23 protein-coding genes are annotated in these 19,730 nt (G+C 41.3%); 19 read left to right on the top strand and 4 right to left on the bottom strand.

The features are described 5' to 3' along the window. Positions 1–15: 15 nt before the first annotated feature. Positions 16–1,392 (top strand): magnesium transporter, encoded by a 1,377-nt coding sequence (gene mgtE, locus NSQ43_RS14280; protein WP_339251262.1) that lies wholly within the window; start codon positions 16–18, stop codon positions 1,390–1,392. A 77-nt stretch (positions 1,393–1,469) separates the two neighbouring features. After that, positions 1,470–1,838 carry a hypothetical protein gene (locus NSQ43_RS14275; protein WP_339251260.1) on the top strand — a complete coding sequence of 123 codons (369 nt, stop codon included), beginning with the start codon at positions 1,470–1,472 and terminating at the stop codon, positions 1,836–1,838. A 324-nt stretch (positions 1,839–2,162) separates the two neighbouring features. On the opposite strand, the gene NSQ43_RS14270 is transcribed toward NSQ43_RS14275, so the two are convergent. Next, complete coding sequence (locus NSQ43_RS14270; protein ID WP_339251258.1) at positions 2,163–2,729, bottom strand: CotY/CotZ family spore coat protein; 567 nt, start codon at positions 2,727–2,729, stop codon at positions 2,163–2,165. A 196-nt stretch (positions 2,730–2,925) separates the two neighbouring features. Here NSQ43_RS14270 and NSQ43_RS14265 point away from each other — a divergent pair, with 196 nt between their 5' ends. The 7 genes from NSQ43_RS14265 to NSQ43_RS14235 all read left to right on the top strand — a co-directional run bounded on the left by NSQ43_RS14265 (position 2,926) and on the right by NSQ43_RS14235 (position 5,962). Then, positions 2,926–3,249 carry a YhcN/YlaJ family sporulation lipoprotein gene (locus tag NSQ43_RS14265; RefSeq protein ID WP_339251256.1) on the top strand — a complete coding sequence of 108 codons (324 nt, stop codon included), beginning with the start codon at positions 2,926–2,928 and terminating at the stop codon, positions 3,247–3,249. Continuing rightward, positions 3,249–3,704, top strand: coding sequence for a stage V sporulation protein AC (gene spoVAC, locus NSQ43_RS14260; RefSeq protein ID WP_339251254.1), 456 nt, complete (start codon positions 3,249–3,251; stop codon positions 3,702–3,704). Before NSQ43_RS14265 ends, spoVAC begins: the two co-directional genes overlap by 1 nt. Further along, a complete protein-coding gene (locus tag NSQ43_RS14255; RefSeq protein ID WP_339251252.1) occupies positions 3,698–4,699 on the top strand; it encodes a stage V sporulation protein AD in 1,002 nt (333 codons plus the stop codon). Before spoVAC ends, NSQ43_RS14255 begins: the two co-directional genes overlap by 7 nt. 9 nt (positions 4,700–4,708) lie before the next feature. Beyond that, positions 4,709–5,071 (top strand): stage V sporulation protein AE, encoded by a 363-nt coding sequence (spoVAE, locus tag NSQ43_RS14250; protein ID WP_283732588.1) that lies wholly within the window; start codon positions 4,709–4,711, stop codon positions 5,069–5,071. A gap of 74 nt (positions 5,072–5,145) precedes the next feature. Beyond that, positions 5,146–5,277, top strand: coding sequence for a YjcZ family sporulation protein (locus tag NSQ43_RS14245; protein WP_339251248.1), 132 nt, complete (start codon positions 5,146–5,148; stop codon positions 5,275–5,277). Positions 5,278–5,295: 18 nt separating this feature from the next. After that, a complete protein-coding gene (locus tag NSQ43_RS14240) occupies positions 5,296–5,547 on the top strand; it encodes a stage VI sporulation protein F (protein WP_339251246.1) in 252 nt (83 codons plus the stop codon). A 109-nt stretch (positions 5,548–5,656) separates the two neighbouring features. Further along, on the top strand, positions 5,657–5,962 hold the full coding sequence (locus NSQ43_RS14235; RefSeq protein ID WP_339251244.1) for a hypothetical protein: 306 nt from the start codon (positions 5,657–5,659) through the stop codon (positions 5,960–5,962). 122 nt (positions 5,963–6,084) lie between these two features. On the opposite strand, the gene NSQ43_RS14230 is transcribed toward NSQ43_RS14235, so the two are convergent. From NSQ43_RS14230 to NSQ43_RS14220, 3 genes are all read right to left on the bottom strand, one after another. Continuing rightward, positions 6,085–6,519, bottom strand: coding sequence for a GNAT family N-acetyltransferase (locus tag NSQ43_RS14230; protein ID WP_339251242.1), 435 nt, complete (start codon positions 6,517–6,519; stop codon positions 6,085–6,087). Between the two features lie 3 nt (positions 6,520–6,522). Further along, the gene (locus NSQ43_RS14225) at positions 6,523–7,038 is read right to left on the bottom strand and encodes a YjcG family protein (protein ID WP_339251241.1); all 516 of its coding nucleotides are present in this window, start codon (positions 7,036–7,038) and stop codon (positions 6,523–6,525) included. Between the two features lie 93 nt (positions 7,039–7,131). Continuing rightward, a complete protein-coding gene (locus NSQ43_RS14220; RefSeq protein WP_339251239.1) occupies positions 7,132–7,851 on the bottom strand; it encodes an esterase family protein in 720 nt (239 codons plus the stop codon). A 177-nt stretch (positions 7,852–8,028) separates the two neighbouring features. On the opposite strand from NSQ43_RS14220, the gene NSQ43_RS14215 reads away from it, so the two are divergent. The 10 genes from NSQ43_RS14215 (at position 8,029) to NSQ43_RS14170 (ending at position 19,715) form a co-directional block, all read left to right on the top strand. Beyond that, positions 8,029–8,580, top strand: a complete 552-nt coding sequence (locus NSQ43_RS14215; protein WP_339251237.1) for a phosphatidylglycerophosphatase A — start codon at positions 8,029–8,031, stop codon at positions 8,578–8,580. 184 nt (positions 8,581–8,764) lie between these two features. After that, entirely contained in the window at positions 8,765–9,706 is a 942-nt protein-coding gene (locus tag NSQ43_RS14210; protein WP_339251236.1) for a TAXI family TRAP transporter solute-binding subunit, read from the top strand. Between the two features lie 90 nt (positions 9,707–9,796). Next, on the top strand, positions 9,797–10,321 hold the full coding sequence (locus tag NSQ43_RS14205; protein WP_339251234.1) for a DUF1850 domain-containing protein: 525 nt from the start codon (positions 9,797–9,799) through the stop codon (positions 10,319–10,321). Then, a complete protein-coding gene (locus NSQ43_RS14200) occupies positions 10,314–12,359 on the top strand; it encodes a TRAP transporter permease (RefSeq protein ID WP_339251233.1) in 2,046 nt (681 codons plus the stop codon). Before NSQ43_RS14205 ends, NSQ43_RS14200 begins: the two co-directional genes overlap by 8 nt. 243 nt (positions 12,360–12,602) lie before the next feature. Then, entirely contained in the window at positions 12,603–13,499 is an 897-nt protein-coding gene (locus tag NSQ43_RS14195; protein ID WP_339251231.1) for an ABC transporter ATP-binding protein, read from the top strand. Between the two features lie 226 nt (positions 13,500–13,725). Then, positions 13,726–14,934 (top strand): hypothetical protein, encoded by a 1,209-nt coding sequence (locus tag NSQ43_RS14190; protein WP_339251230.1) that lies wholly within the window; start codon positions 13,726–13,728, stop codon positions 14,932–14,934. A 26-nt stretch (positions 14,935–14,960) separates the two neighbouring features. Next, positions 14,961–16,775, top strand: a complete 1,815-nt coding sequence (locus NSQ43_RS14185; RefSeq protein ID WP_339251228.1) for a hypothetical protein — start codon at positions 14,961–14,963, stop codon at positions 16,773–16,775. A 160-nt stretch (positions 16,776–16,935) separates the two neighbouring features. Continuing rightward, a complete protein-coding gene (locus tag NSQ43_RS14180; protein WP_339254934.1) occupies positions 16,936–18,726 on the top strand; it encodes an SLC13 family permease in 1,791 nt (596 codons plus the stop codon). 37 nt (positions 18,727–18,763) lie between these two features. After that, on the top strand, positions 18,764–19,177 hold the full coding sequence (locus NSQ43_RS14175; protein WP_339251226.1) for a VOC family protein: 414 nt from the start codon (positions 18,764–18,766) through the stop codon (positions 19,175–19,177). A 55-nt stretch (positions 19,178–19,232) separates the two neighbouring features. Next, entirely contained in the window at positions 19,233–19,715 is a 483-nt protein-coding gene (locus tag NSQ43_RS14170) for a hypothetical protein (protein WP_339251225.1), read from the top strand. Positions 19,716–19,730 lie beyond the last annotated feature (15 nt).

The raw sequence follows: 19,730 nt of genomic DNA, 5'->3' as shown, positions 1-19,730 counted from the left end.
AAGGAAGGTGCAACCATGACTGTTAATGAAGAAATCCGTGAAGATATCATCATTGATGAAGAAAGATTGATTGATGCCATTGAACGGCAGGACATAAAAGCATTTCGCGAAGAATATTTAATCCTTCACCCATATGATCGTGCCACTTTTTACGAAAAGGTCGATGAAAAACATAGGAAAGTAATGTATTTCTTCCTATCGCCGAAAGAGTTGGCCGAAATCTTTGAGACGAGTGAAATAGACGATGGTGAATATAAGCAGTTCCTTCAGGAGATGGACACGACTTATGCGGCAGACATGATCTCATACATGTTTGTCGATAATGCGGTAGATGTCCTGAAAGAACTTGATAAATCACAAATCGCTACTTATTTGACGTTAATGAATAAGGACGCTGCTGCTCAGATCAAATCCCTTTTGCATTACGAAGAATATACAGCTGGTTCAATAATGACGACGGAGTATGTCTCCATCCCCCAGAATTCTACTGTGCGTTCTGCAATGACAATATTGAAAAATGAAGCCCCTTCAGCAGAAACAATCTATTATGTATTCGTTGTTGATGAAGATAATCATTTAACAGGTGTTGTTTCACTTCGTGATTTGATCATTGCTGACGAAGACACGTTGATCCAATCTATCATGAACGAGCGGGTTGTCAGTGTCTTAGTTTCAGATGACCAGGAAGATGTCGCAAGAATGACGCAGGATTATAACCTCCTTGCAGTGCCGGTCGTTGACTTTCAATATCATATGCTTGGAATTATCACGGTCGATGACATTCTTGACGTCATCGATGAAGAAGCTTCGGATGACTATTCGAAACTTGCGGCCGTATCGAATATGGACTCCTTTGATAAGAACTCACTTTCTGCAGCAAAGAAAAGGATTCCTTGGCTAATTATCCTGTTAATCCTTGGTATGTTGACTGCCAATTTGATTGATTTATTCACCGATACGATCTCACAAGTTGCTTTACTTGCAGCGTTCATCCCATTGATTGCTGGAACGGCGGGGAATAGCGGCACTCAAGCGCTTGCGGTTGCTGTACGGGGGATTGCAACTCGGGATATTGAGGATGAAAGCAAATTCAAGCTGCTTTTGCGAGAAGCGGGAACGGGTTTGATCACCGGATTGGTCTGTGCTGTTTTTGTAGTTGGCTTAATTTTCATCTGGAAGCATGAGTTCATCATCGCTTTATTGGTAGGTGCAGCTATTTTAGTTTCAATCTTTGTCGCAACCATTTCAGGTTCGTTCATCCCGTTGTTCATGCATCGGATGAAAATAGACCCTGCGGTTGCTTCAGGACCGTTCATCACAACATTGAATGACGTAATTAGTATTATCATTTACCTTGGATTGGCGACTACATTCATCAGTAGTCTTTCATAAACCTGAATGAACTTCGCTGTTCATAGGCGCATATACTACGGAAAAAGGGGGAGATCAACATTTCCTACAAAGATCCGTTGATATTCGTGCAGGCGCCGCCACCAGTTTATGCGAAGAGAGTCGTTGAAGAAGAGAGTACATCGGTATTTGTACCAAGTGAAGAATCGGTTAAGGAAACGATAGAAATTGCGTCTTTTTCACAGGTTGAGCAATCTACGGTTGTCGACCCCGTTATATTAGATAAGATTTTATATTTAAGTGGACCGTTTCAAAGGGCGGCCTATAAACCTTTGCAGTTTTTGGTGGAAGGTAAGAGTGTGAAGGGTACGATTCAGAGGCTTGAAGATGATTTGTTGTGGATTGATGCGGATGATGAGGTTACGAAGATAGAGATTGGGAAGATTGATGATGTGTTGTGGAGAGGCCAGTCGTTCGAGACGGAATAAATAAAACAGGACTGTTCAGAATATCAGTGTGAATGATATTCTGAAACAGTCCTTTTTTTATAGAAATTCCCGGGATTTCCGCTATAGGCGGGCGCTTTCCGCGGGCACGGCTTCAGCCGCTTCCCTCGCTGCGCTCAGTCCAGGGTCTTCAGCTCGTGCTGTTCCCGCAGGAGTCGCCGCCTTCCGCTCCAATCCATATAGTATGTAAAAATCAAAATAGTTCCAGAACGAAATTTCCCATTATACCTTCTTTGATTGTTAGAGGATATAAACAAAACCGCCCGATTTTTCAATCGGGCGGAGTTAGCATCACAGGTTATTCCCTCAGTCTTCGTCGCAATCAATAAAAACGTCCTTAACGCATTGGATACCACAGAAGCAAGTTAAGTCAACAGTTACACAAGTACCTGTTGCTTCGAAGCGTTCAACTTCACAAACTGCGTCAAGGTCAAGCCTTCCGCCTTTGAATAAGTCGACTCTTCTGCCTCGGATATCACGAGGTTCAAGAACTTGTAAAGTGGCGCAACAGTTATCGAAAACATTTTGCACCCTGAAGAAAATTGAGAAACATGAAGCACAATCTCTACGACCACCTTGTTCGGAGGCCGGCGCTGCTGCCTCGATGTCAGCAAACCTTCTTCTTCTGTTGAACATTGCTTTGAATGGATTACCTTTTTCGTCCAAAAGCATGAATACACGCGTATTTGCACGTTGTCGTGATGGGCTAACAAGGCTACCAAGCGGAGTCAGGAAACAGTCAGTTTTGCAATCGTCGCAGTTTACCTCATCACGAATTCCTTGTACGCGCTTAATGGCACGAACGACCTCGCAAATACAGTTGCTGTGGCGATTACTATCAGATCTGACATCTTCATTTCTTCCACATCCCATTCATTCCACCTCCTTCTCTCAACTCTTTATACTTTATGCGCAGCAATATTAGGGGATAGGGCAAACATCACGCTATGAATAAAAAACAAGATCAATGCCATACTTTTTATAAAAGGGGATGATAGCTATTCGTCGATTACTACCCATTTTCGCTATAATCCTTCTCCTTTCGGGATGCATTCCAAATGAGTTCACAATGGAAAATCACACTGGGGAGGATTCAAAGGAAGCGGAAGATTTAATTAAGAAAGACGATCGAATAAAAGGGGCTGCAACACTCTTCCATGATGATCATCTGATTGTCGGCATTCGGGTTAAAACCTTTGATAGGTTCAATAAGAGAAAGATTGCAAAAGAAGTGGAAAAGAAGTTGAAGGAAATGTACCCCGATCTATCGGTGTTAGTATCAGCAGACAGTAAAGTTTTGACTGAAACAACAAAACTTATCTTACAAGATGATGAAAAAGGGATGAAGAAAAAGATTCACGAATTGATCTCCCTAACGGAGGAAGAGACATAATGGATAAAAAAAAATACGCCAAACTGGAACAGAGCATCTCTCCAAAGCCGCCGATACTTAAAAATGTCATTAAAGCATTCTTGGTTGGCGGCACTATTTGTCTAATCGCCCAATTTATCGCCCTATTCTATATGACCTTCTTTAACTTTACTGAGAGGACGGCAAGCAATCCAACAGTTGCGACAATGATTTTCATCTCCATGCTTTTGACAGGCTTTGGACTCTATAAGAAAATCGGTCAGTTGGGTGGAGCAGGAGCATCGGTTCCGATAACTGGATTCGGAAATGCTGTTGTGTCTGCAGCCATTGAACATAAGTCGGAAGGATACGTTCTTGGAGTCGGCGGGAATATATTTAAATTGGCGGGCTCCGTTATTCTATATGGTGTCTTTTCCGCTTTTCTCGTTGCTCTTGTTAAGACAATCCTTGTGAAGTTAGGAGTCGCATCATGGTGAACAAAGGTCTACTTACATTTCCTTCAACCCCATCCATTGCGGCAACTGGTGTAACGGCGGGACCACTCGAGAAAAAAAGCCCGTTTCATGTCAATTTCGATAAAATGTTCGATGATGAACGATGCGGTATGGAAACCAATGAACAAGGACATGCAAAACTGATGGAAGCTGCCATAATGATTGCATTGAGTAAGGTCGATAAAGTCCCAAGCGATGCTGATTATTTATTGACTGGAGATCTTGTTAATCAGATGACGCCATCCAATTTTACTGCGACGACTGTTGGCATTCCATATATTGGTCTATTTTCTGCGTGCGCCACATCAGTTTCTTCTATTTTATTAGCGGCTTTGTTAACAGAGTCTGGCATGTCGAAACTTGCTGTCGCAGGTTCTTCCAGCCAACATAATGCAATCGAGAGGCAATTTCGATATCCTATCGAATATGGCGCACAAAAGGGAGATACAACCCAATGGACGGTTACGGCAGCAGGGGCAGCGGCCATCACTCCTTATCAAAAAGGAGTACCATGCATTGAGCGTGGAACATTTGGTAAAGCGGTAGATATGGGAATGACCGATCCATTGAATATGGGTGCTGCTATGGCGCCTGCAGCAGCGGATACATTAATGCGGCATTTAAAAGGTCATAATGCTTCCGCAAGTGATTATGACGTGATTATGACGGGAGATTTAAGCAAGGTCGGCTTTGCGATTTATAAACAGTTGGTTGGAAATCAAGGTATTAAGGACTTCAACAACTTTAGCGATGCGGGTGAGGAATTTTACGGTAATCACTCTGAGTTCAAAGCGGGGGCAAGCGGTTCGGGATGTTCCGCTGCCGTTTATTTTTCCGAAATATATAAAAAGATGATGGACAAGGAATATAAAAGGGTTCTTCTCATTGCGACAGGTGCATTATTATCGCCGTTATCTTACCAGCAAGGTGATACGATTCCGTGTATTGCACACGCGGTCGAACTAACGATGAAATGAGTGGTTTGAATGTTCTCGATATACATTACTTCCTTTATAGTGGGCGGTTTAATATGCGTCATTGGGCAGCTCATGTTTGATGTAGCAAAAATGACGCCTGCACATACACTATGTACATTAGTTGTTGCCGGATCTATTTTGGATGGGTTTGGCCTTTATGAGCCGTTAATCGATTTTGCCGGAACGGGTGCTACGATTCCAATCACCTCATTCGGCAACGCACTAACACACGGAGCACTTGCTGAAGCAGAAAAGCATGGCCTAATCGGCGTCTTAACCGGAATGTTCGAAGTGACGAGTTCGGGCATAAGCGCGGCCATACTTTTTGGGTTCATCGCATCATTTATTTTTAAGCCGAAGGGCAATATATAAAAATGACTGTGCAAACGCCCCCTTCTTCTCTCCGCTATCTGCATAGGATAGACGGAAGGGAAGGAGGGATTTTCATGTTTGGTGGATGCTATCCTTACGGTTATGGAGGCTATGGCGGAGGAAGAGGCTCATATGGCGGTTCCACTTTTGTTTTAATTGTTGTTCTCTTCATCTTGCTAATCATTGTTGGCAGCAGCTTTTGCTAATGGGGGAGGTAAAAGAGTATGAATGACTCGTTCTTTAAGAAAATAGAATCAAAAACAGGCGTGCCGATGGAAGAAGTTTTTGCGTTAGCGAACGCTATCCAATATGCAGACTTCAGCGACGAGCGGCAAGTCCGTAAAATCGTGAAAAAAGTCGGCAGGCTCGCCAACAAAAACGTTCCACAACATATGGAAGACGAATTAGTAAGATCAATCGTCAACAACGGAAACGCAGTTAATTTCAATGACATTCAGAGAATGATGAACAATTAAAATGAATGAGTGAGAGGGTGGCTTAAAGCCACCCTTTTTCATATACATAATCTACTTGGTGTTTCATATAATCCATAAACGGGGATGGACATATAAAAGGGGTGAGGATATGGGCTATCAACTTCCAATCCAGCCGATTCAATCGGAAATGTATGCAAATCGGATGAACGCTGACTATAAAAACTTTGCATATATCAATCGAGTACAAAAAGTGAAGTTAGATACCGAATTAATGAACAAATTCCAAAACTCTCTTGAACAAGAGAATGAAAGATTGTCGAAGAAGGAGAGGGTGGTGGAGACTGTCCCAAATTCCCAAAATATGCGCGGCTTCATTCCCCCGAATCCAATCAATCTATCACCTGAAATCGCTGATCTCGTTGGAAAAGGCCTTGTGGTGAATCGGTACGTATAAAGCAAGATTTCATTAGGTCTAAAGTAATGAAACGATGATAACTTATCGAAAGTGACCGATATTGCCGTCGGCTGAATTTCCATACGAAAAACCGCTTCAGTCACAATAGACTGAAGCGGTTTTTAAATACTAATATCCTTTTCCATAGCCCGATGGGGAATATCGGCATCCATGAATTCCGGAGAAGTTACCGTATATCCAAGTTTTTCATAGAAAGGTACTGCATAAGACTGTGCGTTCAAAATGAGTTTCTTCATGCCTGTGGACTTTGCATGCTTTTCAAGTTCAAGCATAATAAGATTCCCAAGATGCTTACCACGAAAATCTTTTAAAACACATACCCTCTCGACTTTGCCAATACCGTCTTCAATTTCCCTGATACGCCCTGCCCCAATCGGTGTATCATCCTGATAGACGATGAAATGGTCGGATGTTTTATCAAATTCGTCCATTTCCAGACTGAGGGGAACTCCTTGCTCTTCTACAAAAACCTTTTTCCTAACATCATACGCTGCTTCTCGCTCCTGATCCGATCGGGCAATTTTAACGACAACCAATCTTTATTGTACCTCATCAAGACGGAAAGTTTCATAAACTGTCCAAGATCCGTCTTCAAGTTGGTAAAGAAGGTGTATACGATCGATTACTTCAGTGTGATTGACTCCGACCATCTTAATTTGACCGATAATGTCATCGTGCTCACCTGAAGTGAGTTTTTGAGCGATTGTAATATGTGGAACGAAGGAGTATTCTGGCTTTTCACCGAAGAAATCTTCATTCAGGTCTTTATGGAGTGCAAGTATCTCCTCGTTTGGAGTTACTTTGAAGAAAATCGTATTTGTAATAGGAGCAAAAGTGCTTACTTTTGAGACATTTAGTTCAAAAGGTTTATGCTTATTTGCAACCTCACGAATCGCTACAGCCACTTGCTCAATTTCTTTGTCATCAGCTTCGAATACACCCTTAATAGTCATGTGGGGCGTAATAAGTGCATAATGTGGGTCATAACGCTTCCTGTAACCGTTTGCTAAGTCTTGGAGTTTCTTTGATGGGAATGCGACTACACCGTATTTCATCCTAAACGACCTCCTTGTAAAATGTTTATTGCACTACATCATACCGTCAATTATAGCAGAATCGCCCACACTTTGCCTTATTTGGCATCAATCCTATTGAAAGGAATTTTTTATCGCCCGTGGAACGTCCTTTTGCCAATGCTTCCATGTATGGTCCCCTTTAAATTCTTCATAGAAATATGAAAACCCTTTTCTTTTTATTAAATTACTTAATTTCCTGTTAGGGGTTAGGAAATCTTGAACCCCATCAATAGTCGTTTTTACTTCAGTCTCTTCGGTGCCAATCACGTGATAGATGGAAAAAGCGGATGGATCTTTTAATGCTTCTACTTGTTCAAGAACGTAATCATCCACGTAAGGAGAGTGAAGAATTACCTTCCCAAAGCAATTTGGATATTTCAAAGCGGTCATCAATGAAATCGTTGCGGCTAAAGAATCTCCTATCAACCCTCTGCCCGCTCCGACTTGATAGGTCGGATAGTTCTCATCAATATATGGTACAAGCTCATGTGCAAGAAAACGGATGTAATCTTTATGGCGATCACCAGCTGGGTGATACATTCTTCTGCGTTCTTTGACACTCTTATATGGTATGCCAACTACGATCATATTATCGATATCGCCCTCATGGACTAATTCATCGACGACGCGGCCGATTCGACCGTATTGAAAGTAGTCCTTGCCGTCCGAGGCGATGAGAACTGAATACTTATATAATGGTGAATACTGATGTGGTAGATGGATGAGAAGTTGCATTTCCTCACCAAGTGCATTGCTGTAAAAGCTGACCTCTTCTATTTTTCCATATTCCATCGGTTGGTCCTCCCTTGTTGTTGTTGTTCATGTATCAAGATTGTAACATATGGTACCCTACAGGTATAATCCTTTCAAAGCTTATTAGGTGGGTGCAATGCTGTATGATAATCATTCGGTAGGCAACGGTCATATTATACGTGATAAGCACGGATTAGAATAAGGAGGTAATAATTAATGTTCACTGGTAAAAATATAGTCCATAGCGATGTTGTAACTAAAGCTACAAAGGATGCTCTGTTACGTCGGGGTGTCACATTGGAAGACGTGGCGAAAATTGTTTACGAAATGCAAGTTCCTTATAATGAAGGACTCGATCTTGCAGAATGTATAGACTCTGTAGAAAGGGTATTACGTAAAAGGGAACTTCAGCATGCCATACTTGTTGGAATCGAATTGGATGAACTTGCGGAACAAGGTAAATTATCAGCTCCTTTACAACAGATTGTCGATTCGGATGAAGGGCTGTTTGGTGTAGATGAAACGATAGCATTAGGGGCAGTTTTTACGTATGGGTCCATTGCCGTAACTACATTTGGCCATTTGGATAAAAATAAAATTGGCATCATTAATGATTTGGATACGAAAAAAGGGATCGGAGTCCACACATTTTTAGATGACCTTGTAGCGAGCATCGCATCATGTGCTGCATCCAGATTGGCACACAGAAAAAGAGATTTAGATGAAGCTGGAATAACATATTTTGACGAAAAAGAAAAAGAAAAATAATAATAATGTTTTAGTGGGAAGATGAGGGGAGTAATGATCATCTTCCTTATTTTATTTATTTGGAATGAAAACGCTTGCTAATTACAGATAATTCTCAAGAAACGTTGACAAGTTATTGATTATTTGTGTTAGAATAGGTGATAAGTTGCAAAACTATAATAATACAAAAGGGGAGAGAGATAGTATGAATAAGAGAGTAGTTCGAATTCTTACATTGTTTTCAGTGTTATCATTGCTACTTCTATCAGCGTGCGGTAAAAAAGACGTTGAATATTTAAGTATTTTGACAGGTGGTACACAAGGTACTTATTACGCACTTGGGGGAGCAATGGCAGAAAACATCAGCGAGGATACGGGTATTAAGACAACTGCTGAAGTTTCACAAGCATCGGCAGCAAATATGACTGCCCTTAAAGACGGTAAAGCAGAACTTGCATTTGTACAGACGGATATCGCTTATTATGCGTCTAAAGGTGAAATGATGTTTGACGGTGAAATCATTGACACTGTTTCTGCAATCGGTTTCCTATATCCTGAAACAGTTCAATTGGTTACTACTGAAAAGTCTGGAATTAAGTCATTTGCTGACTTAAAAGGTAAAAAAATATCGGTGGGAGCACCTGGTTCAGGAACGTATGCGAATGCTGAACAGCTTCTTGAAATCCATGGTTTGACAATGGATGATATCCAAGCACAAGATTTGGACTTCGGTGAGTCTACAGAGAGCTTGCAAGCTGGTCAAATCGATGCAGCATTTATCACTGGTGGTACTCCAACAGCTGCTGTTGAAGCTTTGAATGCAACAAATAAAGTATTTATCGTTCCAGTAGAAGATGCTAAAGCTGATGAATTGATTGCAAAATATCAATATTATGCAAAAGAAGTTATCCCAGCAGGAACTTATGGTATTGATAGTGACACACCTACAGTATCAGTTGGTGCAATGTTAGTAATCCAAAATGATATTCCAGAAGACGTGGCTTATAAAATCACAAAATCGATTTATGACAACGCATCTAAGTTGACGCATCCGAAAGCTGCGTTGATTAAAGCAGAAACTGGATTAGACGGTGTCGGTATTCCAGTTCACCCAGGTGCACAAAAGTACTTCGACGAACAAAAATAATTGAATTCAAGCAGTTTGAAGATCGGGGCGGTGAAGCGATAAGCTTCAGCCGTCCCATTCTTAATTGCCACACGGAAAGGAAGAATGCGGATGAAATGGAAGAAAGTACTTCCGCCCGTCATTCTGCTATTCACGCTCCTTGTTGTCCTCGCCTTTATTTTCCTGCCGATACATAAGGTGTTCTCGTTTACAGAATATCGGGCCAATCATCCAGAAATCTATTATGTAAAGATGAAAAATGAGCAGGAATTTCAAATAAGGTATGTTCACTCCATTTTTTTAACTGATGTAATTGAGTCCTATAAGGTGACCGATCAAAATGCCATACAGTTATTATCTATGCAATATGAAGATATTGGAATTGGTTTGCCGGGATATGCGGAAGAAGGCCAGACCCTATCTGTCAAAAATGGTTTGTATACGCTGTCATTTGAGCATAACATTATCCAATCATTCGTCCTTTTTGTTGGCGATGTCGACGCGGATCTCGCTTTCCGCTATGAGGGAATTGAAACAGATTTAAAAGAATATTTAATAAGAGGAAAATCGTACACTTTTAGAGTACAACACCTATCATTTTACCAAATGATGAAAGGAGTAAAGATAAATGGCTAAAGATAAAAAACAGAAAGAAGAAATACAACATAATTCCGAAATTGAAAGCAATGAAATGTTAACAGAAGAACAGCAGTTGGAAATTTTACAGAAGTATGATCCGGAGTCAAATACTCGGAATGTTAAAGGGATTTTCAAGATAATCGTGTTCGTTGGATTACTTGCATTTTCGCTTTTCCAATTATACACATCTATCGGAACGCCGTACACTGCCTATATTCAGCGTTCCATTCACCTTGGTTTCGCATTGTCACTTATTTTTATTTTATTCCCAGCGATAAAGAAACCTGGTGTAAAAAAAGACAAGGTGCCTTTCTATGACGTAATTCTATCCTTGCTTGCGATTGCAGTTGGATTGTATTGGCCGTTATTCTACGGCGACCTTATTGGTCGCGTCGGACGGGTTTCCGATATGGATTTATTCATCGGTATCGTTGCGATTCTTTTAACATTGGAGGCTGCACGTCGTGCGGTAGGTTTACCAATTACTATTATTTCAGTTGTTTTCTTGGTATATGCATTTTTCGGACGGTACTTTCCAGGGTTCCTTGCGCATCGTGGTCAAGATATAAAAAGTATTGTGCAGCTGATGTTCTATACGACGGATGGTATTTTAGGAACGCCAATCAGTGTTTCTGCGACATTCATTTTCGTGTTCTTGTTATTCGGGGCTTTCCTTGTTAAGACAGGTGTAGGGAACTACTTCAATGATCTGGCAGTCGTCCTTGCAGGTCGTTTAACCGGGGGTCCTGCAAAAGTTGCAATCTTCTCGAGTGCATTGCAAGGAACGATTTCAGGAAGTTCAGTTGCAAACGTTGTCGGTTCAGGTTCATATACAATTCCTATGATGAAAAAGTTAGGATATCGTAAGGAATTTGCAGGTGGGGTTGAGGCAGCTGCTTCAACTGGAGGACAAATCATGCCGCCTATCATGGGAGCCGCTGCATTCCTGATGGTTGAATTCATCGGAGGCGTAACGTATTGGGAAATTGCCAAAGCGGCAGCTATTCCTGCTTTGCTTTACTTTACTGGGATTTGGATTATGACGCATTTTGAGGCGAAGCGTGTCGGTCTTCAAGGCATGTCCGAGGATCAAATGCCGGACCGGAAGGCGACATTGAAAAAGATTTATCTATTATTGCCGATCTTAGGGATTATCCTTTTCCTATTGCTTGGAATTCCGACGATGAAAGCGGCATTATTAGGTATTGTTCTTACCTTAGTCGTCAGTTTCTTTGATAAATCTACAAGGTTAGGATTTAAAGATATCATTATGGCACTTGTTGATGGTGCGCGTACTGCATTGGCTGTTGCGGCAGCGACTGCGTGTGCCGGTATTATCGTTGGGGTTGTTGTTAAGACAGGGTTAGGGTTAAGTCTTGCAAATGGACTCGTTTCAGCTGCAGGTGGAAATATTCTATTAACACTTATCTTTACAATGTTTGCGGCTTTGGTACTTGGAATGGGGTCGCCGACTACTGCAAACTATGTCATTACGTCGACGATTGCCGCACCTGCCATCATCCTACTGCTTATGGGCGGAGAGATGGGACCAGGAACGACTATTCCAGTTGTCGTAGCAATTTCAGCTCACTTATTCGTTTTCTATTTCGGGATTATAGCGGACATTACGCCGCCGGTTGCACTTGCAGCATTTGCCGCGTCAGGTATTTCCGGAGGGGACCCAATCAAAACGGGCGTCGTATCCGCAAAACTTGCGATTGCAGCATTCATCATTCCATATATGTTTGTATTTAATCCGGCAATGCTAATGATTGACGCATCCTTCTTGGAAATTATATGGGTCGTCTTCACTGCAATCGTCGGTATGATTGCAATTGGTGCAGGGATGATTGGTTATTGGTACCGTAAATGTAATTGGATTGAGCGAATAATTACAGTGGGTACTGGCTTATTATTAATTTATCCTGAAACTATTACTGACATTGTTGGTCTAATACTTTTCGTTATCTTATGGGCAATTCAATGGAAAACAAAAGGCGATGACGATAAAAAGAAAGTTGCAGTTGCTTCGTAATTGAAAAAAGCTGTCATGGAAGGTGTGTTCATTCTTCTATGGCAGCTTTTTATTAAATTATGCAATGTATAATAATTTCCACCTATTGAAAAATAGTAATAGTTAATACTATTGAATTAATTGACTGTTATGTTTATAGTATAAAGGAGCAATAAATTACCAAATGGGGAAGTTTGGGATAAATATTTTTCTCAAAGGTCGCGCGGAAACTACGACCGGACAAACTGAAGGGTGGAAGAATAGATGCTTAAGTTATCGAATGTATCAATTACCTATAACGATAAAGCTGTTTTAGATAAGTTGGAGCTAACGGCTAATATTGGGGAAATTATTGGCGTGGCTGCTCCAAACGGAACTGGGAAATCTACAATGTTCAATGTGATGGCGAATTTTGTGAAACCTGATTCAGGACATGTATTATTCGATGGAAAATACGCCTACCGCAATGAAAAAGAAGAGTTACTGATCCATAAAAAGTTATGCACATTCCCTGAGCAAAAAGACCTATTCGGGGAGTTGTCAGGGGTGGATCACCTGAAACTCTACGCGAATATGTGGAAGGGATCTACAAAGCATGTACCGGATGTCATTGAGCGACTTCAAATGGGCAACTATGTAAAAAGGAAAGTCCGCACCTATTCATTAGGGATGAGGCAACGCCTTTGCTTTGCAATGATGATGGCAGCTGACACTCCTGTCATCCTCTTGGATGAAGTGATGAATGGACTTGATGTGGACAATGTCGCTTTATTATCCGAATGCTTAATGGAAATGAAGAAGGATAAGCTCATCTTTGTCGCATCTCATTTACTATCAAACTTGGACTTATACGCGGATAGAGTCCTATTTTTGAAAGACGGAAAGTTCGTGCATGAACATAGATTTACTGGTGAAAATGATGTCTATTTAAAAATTGAAGTGAACCCGGAACAGCTTGAAATGTTAGACGCAAAAGCACCATTGCCGAAAGATCATATCTATATCGCGAACCGCTTATTATGCATTCCATTAAAGGGGATGAGTAATGCGGAACAGACGAAGTGGATCGAACGGATGCTTGACTTTAACGAAAAAGAAATCACAGTCGGACCATTGGGGACAGTCGAATACTACGATAAGTTCTATTCGAAAAATGTTTAAAATCACCTGTTTTTTAAAATTTTGTTTTTATAATTGGAATTCTCTTGATTGAAGTGGAAGGCGGCGACTCCTGCGGGAATAGCATGAGCTGAAGACCCTGGACTGAGCGAAGCGAGGGAAGCGGCTGAAGCCATGCCCGCGGAAAGCGTCCGCCTGGAACGGAAATCAATGGTATTTTCATAAGTAAATAAAGAAATAGACTTTGCAATTAAAAGGGGAAGCTGGGATGAATCGTAATTATTTGAAACATGAATTTCTAATTACATCAAGAAGCAGGCGGAACATTCCTTTCATATTATTTATCGGAGTCCTGCTATTAAGCTATTGTTTAATCCTATTGCCAAACGAAAAAACAAAAGAAACCTATTATCCCGACGAGGTCAAAACCTATTTGACTAACCTTGAAGTCGAGCAGAAGTTCAGGGAAGAAAAAGGGAATACGGGAATCATTCGAATGACTGGCATGCCAGTATACGCCATGAATGCATATTATTACAGACTCAATCACGCGATGCTTATGGCTTATGAGGAAAAAAACTATTACCGCTACCTTTATTTACGAAACTATTCCCTATTAGGGAATGAACGTGAATACACAGCCGATCAGAATCTCTTTAGTCTATCGCCTTTCCCAGGCAAGGATAGGGCTCATTTGTATCAGCAAACAATGATGCGCTATAAGGATTATTTGGAAAATGATTATCCGATTACATATGGCTTGATGTATGAAAAAACAGGTTTGCAATCGTTGCAAAAATTTCTTCAGACGAACGGGATCTTATTCATTCTGTTTTGTGTAATCTATTTCAGCAGCGATATTTTGTCAAGGGATCGTAAGTATCGGACAGTACTACAAGGGATGCCACTATCCTGGTACAGGCAATTAAATTTGAAATCCTTATCAACGTTCCTATATTCACTGCTCATTATTTCCGGAATTCTTGTTTTAGGGGTTTTCGTGATGGGCTTGCAATTTGGTTTTGGCTACTTCGATTTGCATGTACCTATTATGATTGCACAGGAACGGTTTACAGCAGAAGATTATGATGTCATTTCAATAGCGGTCTTTGTAGGGAAAACCTTGATAGGGATTCCTATATTAAGCTACCTATTCATCCGACTGAATGTGGTTTTAGGTCTGATTTTGAAAAACGAGTGGGTAGTCCTTTTGGTAAGTAGTTTAATCCTCTTTTCGGACCGTCTATTTGCTTCAAGGACAACGAGGGAGCTATTTGGACAAGATATTAGCTTTTTCCCTCAGACGTATTTTGATTTCGGAAAGATTGTCGATGGAGAAAAGAATTTTCTGTTGAATGTGGAGACGGTTACATTTGCAAGAGGGATTGTTGTTTTGCTTGCGACAATTGCTGTTATCGAAGTACTCATCTTCATCTGTTCAAGAATCATCAATAAAAGACGTTTCTATCAAGCATAAAATAATGAACAGGAAAGGATACGATTATGTTTTGGAAGTATTTACTATTTGAAACCAAGTTATTATTGCATAATCGGAAAAACTGGTTATTAGGAGTCGCTTTAATCCTGTTTTTCCCTTTGTATTTTTCCCAATACAGTCAAACCGATATTAAAGGATTGCAGATGAAGAAAAACGAGGAAGCGCAGCATTTTCACACTGTCTTCTATTCGTTTCCGGAAGAGCTTCGCGATACGCCCGATGGAGAAGCTGCATATAGCAATTTGACACAGCAAGCGTCTTTGATCAATATGCAAAGATTTTATTTATGGAAGAAAAGTGAGTATGACAAATACATCGATGACGGTATAAAGTTAAGTGAACTGCGACTAGAATTACATGAACTTGGGAATATAGGCGTGCACCCCGGTTACGTCATTCCTAAAGAGGAAATTCAAAAGGAATTGGCATTGTTGCAATACTATAAAGAACATGATCTGCCTATAGTTCCAAATCCATTTGCCGCGAGTAACTATTTACCCGTTGCTTTGAAATTGATAAGCGGACTGTTATTTAGCCTATTCATACTAATAATCGGAAGTAGCATGTTGATAAACGATCATAACCACCGATCTGTTGTAGGTGGTTTTCCGGTTTCATTCATGCAAAGGGTTAGTAGCAAAGTGGCCATTCACTTTGTTCAGGCGATGTTGTTCCTATTAATTGGCGTGGTTGTTGGGGCGTATTACGTTGCGGGAAAAACAGAGTGGGGTAACTTTATAACGCCGGTTTTGGTTTACCAAGATGCTGATTTCATGGCAGTATCGACGGTACGGTATATTTCCTACATGTTTATCGCCTTTGCGCTGATTGCGATATTCCTATTATTAGCGTTTGTTTTAATCAATGTCATTACAAGGAATCTATATGCAACGATTTTGATCTTACTTGTCATCCTTCTTGTTCCAGATTTAATGGATGTGGCGGGCGTTAAATTCAATTGGTTGTACCCATTGAAGTTTATCGATATCGCCTCCGTATTAAGTGGGGATGCTGCACTGGAATTCGGCAATAAAAAACTGGATTTCAAAAACTCGTATAGTTGGCTAATAGGACTAAATCTAATTGTAATGGCCATTTTGTATTTACGAAATAAGCTTCTCTATACAAGAAAAATAGGGTCAGCTTTTTTAGTCGGTTCATGCCTTTTATTGATGTCGGGCTGCCATCCATTAGAAGGGGCTTCATCAGTGAAAATCGTTGCTTATGAAGAAAACTTTGAAATGGTAGGTACTGAAAAGGATGTTTTGATCGGTAATGTAAATCCGGAACTATTCACGACAGTCGATCGGAACAATGAAGGCTTGGAGCAAGTCGAAAAGGGTGTTTATTCGAGGGAAGGGGAAAAAGTCACTCTCCAGGAAGGAAGATACTTAATAACGGGTCGACCTACAGGCAATATATTCATCTATGATGAAAATGGGGATCTTGTCATACGTGAAACCGTCGGATATGGAGCAGTTGACAGTCTTACGGTCGATATAAAGGATTCCTATACTATTTTCGCAGATGGTGGATATGAGTCTGTGAATTTCACACCAGTATCGACAATTTACTCTACCGAACTGTCGGCAGGTATTTGGGAAGTCGGATTGGATATCGAAGCCGGGGATTACAAAGTGAGCAGTGGGAATGGTTTAGGATATTTAGTCATACACGAAAAAGGTAAAGAACCTCTCTTATATGAAGTGATTGGGGGTCCCGAGCCGGCTGGATCTATCAGCCAAGTCAGTTTAACGGAAGGGCAAAAGCTACATGTCACCGGAATATCACGAATTCAATTTACCCCTGTAAAAGAGTGAACTACCGCTCTAAGAAATCTTGTTCACAAAAAAGTGCCTCATTAAGGGGCGCTTTTTTTCATTCTGTACTAAAATAAAGGTATTACTCTTGGGAAGGGAACGGGTTGGAGTGCAACTGATATTAACTTTTATCATTTTAGGTATCACTGTTGTATTATTCATGACAAATAAAATTAGGGCGGATCTCGTTGCGATTCTTGCATTGCTTGCATTCGTATTGACTGGAATTCTTTCTCCGATAGAGGCGTTGTCCGGATTCTCGAACTCGGTAGTTATCATGATAGCGGCATTGTTTGTAATTGGTGCAGGAATATTAAGGACGGGACTTGCGCAAATGGCGGGGTCACTTCTATTAAAGTATTCCGATGACAGTGAGAAAAGGCTATTCATACTTTTGCTCGTTATCGTTGCTTCAGTCGGGGCGTTTATGAGTAATACTGGAACGGTTGCACTTATGTTGCCAATCGTCGTGAGTATAGCGATAAGCATCAAAAGCAGTCCTTCAAAATATTTAATCCCGCTTTCTTATATGGCCAGTTTTTCGGGCTTGCTGACGTTGATCGCTTCCCCACCGAATTTGATCGTCAGTCAAATGCTTGTCGACAACGGGTATGAAAAATTAAGTTTCTTCCAAATAACACCGATTGGAATAATTGGTGTTGTAGTTGGAATCATTTATTTATATTTCGTTCGGAATAAATTATTGCCGAAAAGAAAAAGCGCTACCACGGATGTGGATAATAAATTATCGGCAAAACAACTTGCCACCGACTATGAGCTTGGAGGCAACCTTTTTCTTTTGAAAGTCCCTGCTATCTCGGGATTAGTCGGGAAACGACTTGCACAACTAAAAATACCCGCCACTTATCATTTATGCATTTTAAAAATTAGCAGGAAGTCAACGGAAGGCATGAATTTATTGCCAATGAACTTTCATGAAATGGCGGGACCGAACAGTTTCATACAAGAAAAGGATAGACTTTATATCCAAGGTTCACGTTCAAATGTGGAAAAGTTTGCGTTTGACTATAATTTATCTATAGAAGAAAGTTCGTCCGAAGCAGATGAGCTTGTCTCGAAACAGTTAGGTATCGCGGAAGTGCTCCTTACTCCGCACTCAAGTTTTATCAATGAAACGCTTCGCTCAATCGGTTTTCGAGAAAAGTATAATTTGAACATTTTGGGCATTAATAGACAAGGTGAGTATGTAGAGAAAGATATGTCCAAGCAGACATTACGATTCGGGGATGCCCTTCTTGTACAAGGTACATGGGATTCGATTGAATTGCTTTCAAGAGACACTCGGAACGTAGTCGTCATTGGCCAGCCGAAGGAGCACGCAAGTATGGCGGCTGCAAGCGGGAAAGCCTCTATTGCTGGGGCGATTATGATTTTGATGGTGCTTCTCATGGTTCTTGAAATTTTCCCTGCGGTGATATCAGTATTGATCGGCGCAGCGCTAATGATTTTGACGGGATGCGTACGGAATATGGACGATGCATACGGTCAAATTAACTGGGAGAGTGTCGTGCTGATCGGAGCTATGTTGCCAATGGCTACTGCACTTGAGAAAACGGGTGGAATGGTACTGTTATCGGAAGGAATCATTCAATTTATGGGCGGGCTCGGACCGTTGGGAGTTTTAGGAGGTATTTTCTTCATTACCATGCTGTTTGGCCAATTTATTAGCAATACAGCGACGGCGGTTTTATTCGCACCTATCGGGTTAAGCGCAGCGCTGAGTATTGGGGTTAGTCCATATCCTTTTTTGATAGCAGTTGCTGTTGGGGCCAGTATGGCATTTTCCACACCCGTCGCTTCGCCTACAAATGCGCTTGTTATGACAGCAGGCGGTTATCAATTCAAGGATTTCGTTAAAATCGGTGTACCTTTGCAATTCATCATGTTAATCGTCATGATGATTGCAATTCCTATTTTATTTCCATTATGATGAGGATTAGGTTAACTATTAAAGGGGAGTGGTTGAAATGGCTATCAATGTATATCTGAATTTTAACGGAAATTGTAGGCAAGCAGCGGAGTTTTATGCGGAAGTGTTCAATACGGAAAAACCCCAAATCATGACATTTGGGGAAGCACCACCAAATCCGGAATATCCGCTGCCGGAAGAAGCAAAGGATTTGGTAATGCACACACGATTGAATATTAACGGAAGCAATGTCATGTTTTCGGATACTTTCCCCGGTTGGCCATTTATTCAGGGGAATAATGTAAGCTTGGCTTTTGTTAGTAATGATATTGAAGAAATCAAAAGAGTATTTGACAGGTTGAAAGAAGGCGGCAAAGTAGCAATGGATCTACAAGAGACCTTCTGGAGCAAAAGCTATGGCACATTGCAAGACCAATTTGGCATTGAATGGCAACTTAGTCACGAAGAGTGAATCATGTGAAAAGCGGCAGGGGTAAATACTCCTGCCGTTTTTGTTTTATCTTGCTATGGTTAATTTTTCACGCTCAAGAAGAAGTGCTTCGCGCTCAAGAAGAAGTGTTTCGCGCTCAAGAATCGTGCGCCGCGCTCAAGAACAGTGTTCAACGCTCAAGAATCGTGCCTCGCGCTCAAGATCCGTGCCCAGCGCTCAAGGAGAAGTGCTTCGCGCTCAAGAACAGTGTTCAACGCTCAAGAACCGTGCCCCGCGCTCAAGGAGAAGTGCTTTGCGCTCAAGATCCATGCCCGCGCTCAAGAACAGTGTTCAACGCTCAAGAATCATGCGCCGCGCTCAAGAAGAAGTGTTTCGCGCTCAAGAATCGTGCCCCGCGCTCAAGGGGAAGTGCTTCGCGCTCAAGGAGAAGTGTTTCGCGCTCAAGAACCGTGCGCCGCGCTCAAGAACAGTGTTCAACGCTCAAGAATCGTACCCCGCGCTCAAGAATGACCTGCAATCAAAACGGGTGTTACAATATCCTTGGACATCTGCCTATTGAAAGGACGTAACGATG

It is taken from the genome of Sporosarcina sp. FSL W8-0480 (assembly GCF_037963765.1).
GTDB lineage: Bacteria > Bacillota > Bacilli > Bacillales_A > Planococcaceae > Sporosarcina.
The sequence above is the reverse complement of the archived record's forward strand: the minus strand, read 5'-3'. Positions and strand labels throughout refer to the sequence as shown.

Coding starts and splice junctions, on each gene's coding strand:
- mgtE (WP_339251262.1), top strand. CDS start 16: ATGACTGTTAATGAAGAAATCCGTGAAGATATCATCATTGATGAAGAA.
- NSQ43_RS14270 (WP_339251258.1), bottom strand. CDS start 2,729: ATGGGATGTGGAAGAAATGAAGATGTCAGATCTGATAGTAATCGCCAC.
- NSQ43_RS14265 (WP_339251256.1), top strand. CDS start 2,926: ATGGAAAATCACACTGGGGAGGATTCAAAGGAAGCGGAAGATTTAATT.
- spoVAC (WP_339251254.1), top strand. CDS start 3,249: ATGGATAAAAAAAAATACGCCAAACTGGAACAGAGCATCTCTCCAAAG.
- NSQ43_RS14255 (WP_339251252.1), top strand. CDS start 3,698: ATGGTGAACAAAGGTCTACTTACATTTCCTTCAACCCCATCCATTGCG.
- spoVAE (WP_283732588.1), top strand. CDS start 4,709: ATGTTCTCGATATACATTACTTCCTTTATAGTGGGCGGTTTAATATGC.
- NSQ43_RS14245 (WP_339251248.1), top strand. CDS start 5,146: ATGTTTGGTGGATGCTATCCTTACGGTTATGGAGGCTATGGCGGAGGA.
- NSQ43_RS14240 (WP_339251246.1), top strand. CDS start 5,296: ATGAATGACTCGTTCTTTAAGAAAATAGAATCAAAAACAGGCGTGCCG.
- NSQ43_RS14235 (WP_339251244.1), top strand. CDS start 5,657: ATGGGCTATCAACTTCCAATCCAGCCGATTCAATCGGAAATGTATGCA.
- NSQ43_RS14225 (WP_339251241.1), bottom strand. CDS start 7,038: ATGAAATACGGTGTAGTCGCATTCCCATCAAAGAAACTCCAAGACTTA.
- NSQ43_RS14220 (WP_339251239.1), bottom strand. CDS start 7,851: ATGGAATATGGAAAAATAGAAGAGGTCAGCTTTTACAGCAATGCACTT.
- NSQ43_RS14215 (WP_339251237.1), top strand. CDS start 8,029: ATGTTCACTGGTAAAAATATAGTCCATAGCGATGTTGTAACTAAAGCT.
- NSQ43_RS14210 (WP_339251236.1), top strand. CDS start 8,765: ATGAATAAGAGAGTAGTTCGAATTCTTACATTGTTTTCAGTGTTATCA.
- NSQ43_RS14205 (WP_339251234.1), top strand. CDS start 9,797: ATGAAATGGAAGAAAGTACTTCCGCCCGTCATTCTGCTATTCACGCTC.
- NSQ43_RS14200 (WP_339251233.1), top strand. CDS start 10,314: ATGGCTAAAGATAAAAAACAGAAAGAAGAAATACAACATAATTCCGAA.
- NSQ43_RS14195 (WP_339251231.1), top strand. CDS start 12,603: ATGCTTAAGTTATCGAATGTATCAATTACCTATAACGATAAAGCTGTT.
- NSQ43_RS14190 (WP_339251230.1), top strand. CDS start 13,726: ATGAATCGTAATTATTTGAAACATGAATTTCTAATTACATCAAGAAGC.
- NSQ43_RS14185 (WP_339251228.1), top strand. CDS start 14,961: ATGTTTTGGAAGTATTTACTATTTGAAACCAAGTTATTATTGCATAAT.
- NSQ43_RS14180 (WP_339254934.1), top strand. CDS start 16,936: ATGACAAATAAAATTAGGGCGGATCTCGTTGCGATTCTTGCATTGCTT.
- NSQ43_RS14175 (WP_339251226.1), top strand. CDS start 18,764: ATGGCTATCAATGTATATCTGAATTTTAACGGAAATTGTAGGCAAGCA.
- NSQ43_RS14170 (WP_339251225.1), top strand. CDS start 19,233: ATGGTTAATTTTTCACGCTCAAGAAGAAGTGCTTCGCGCTCAAGAAGA.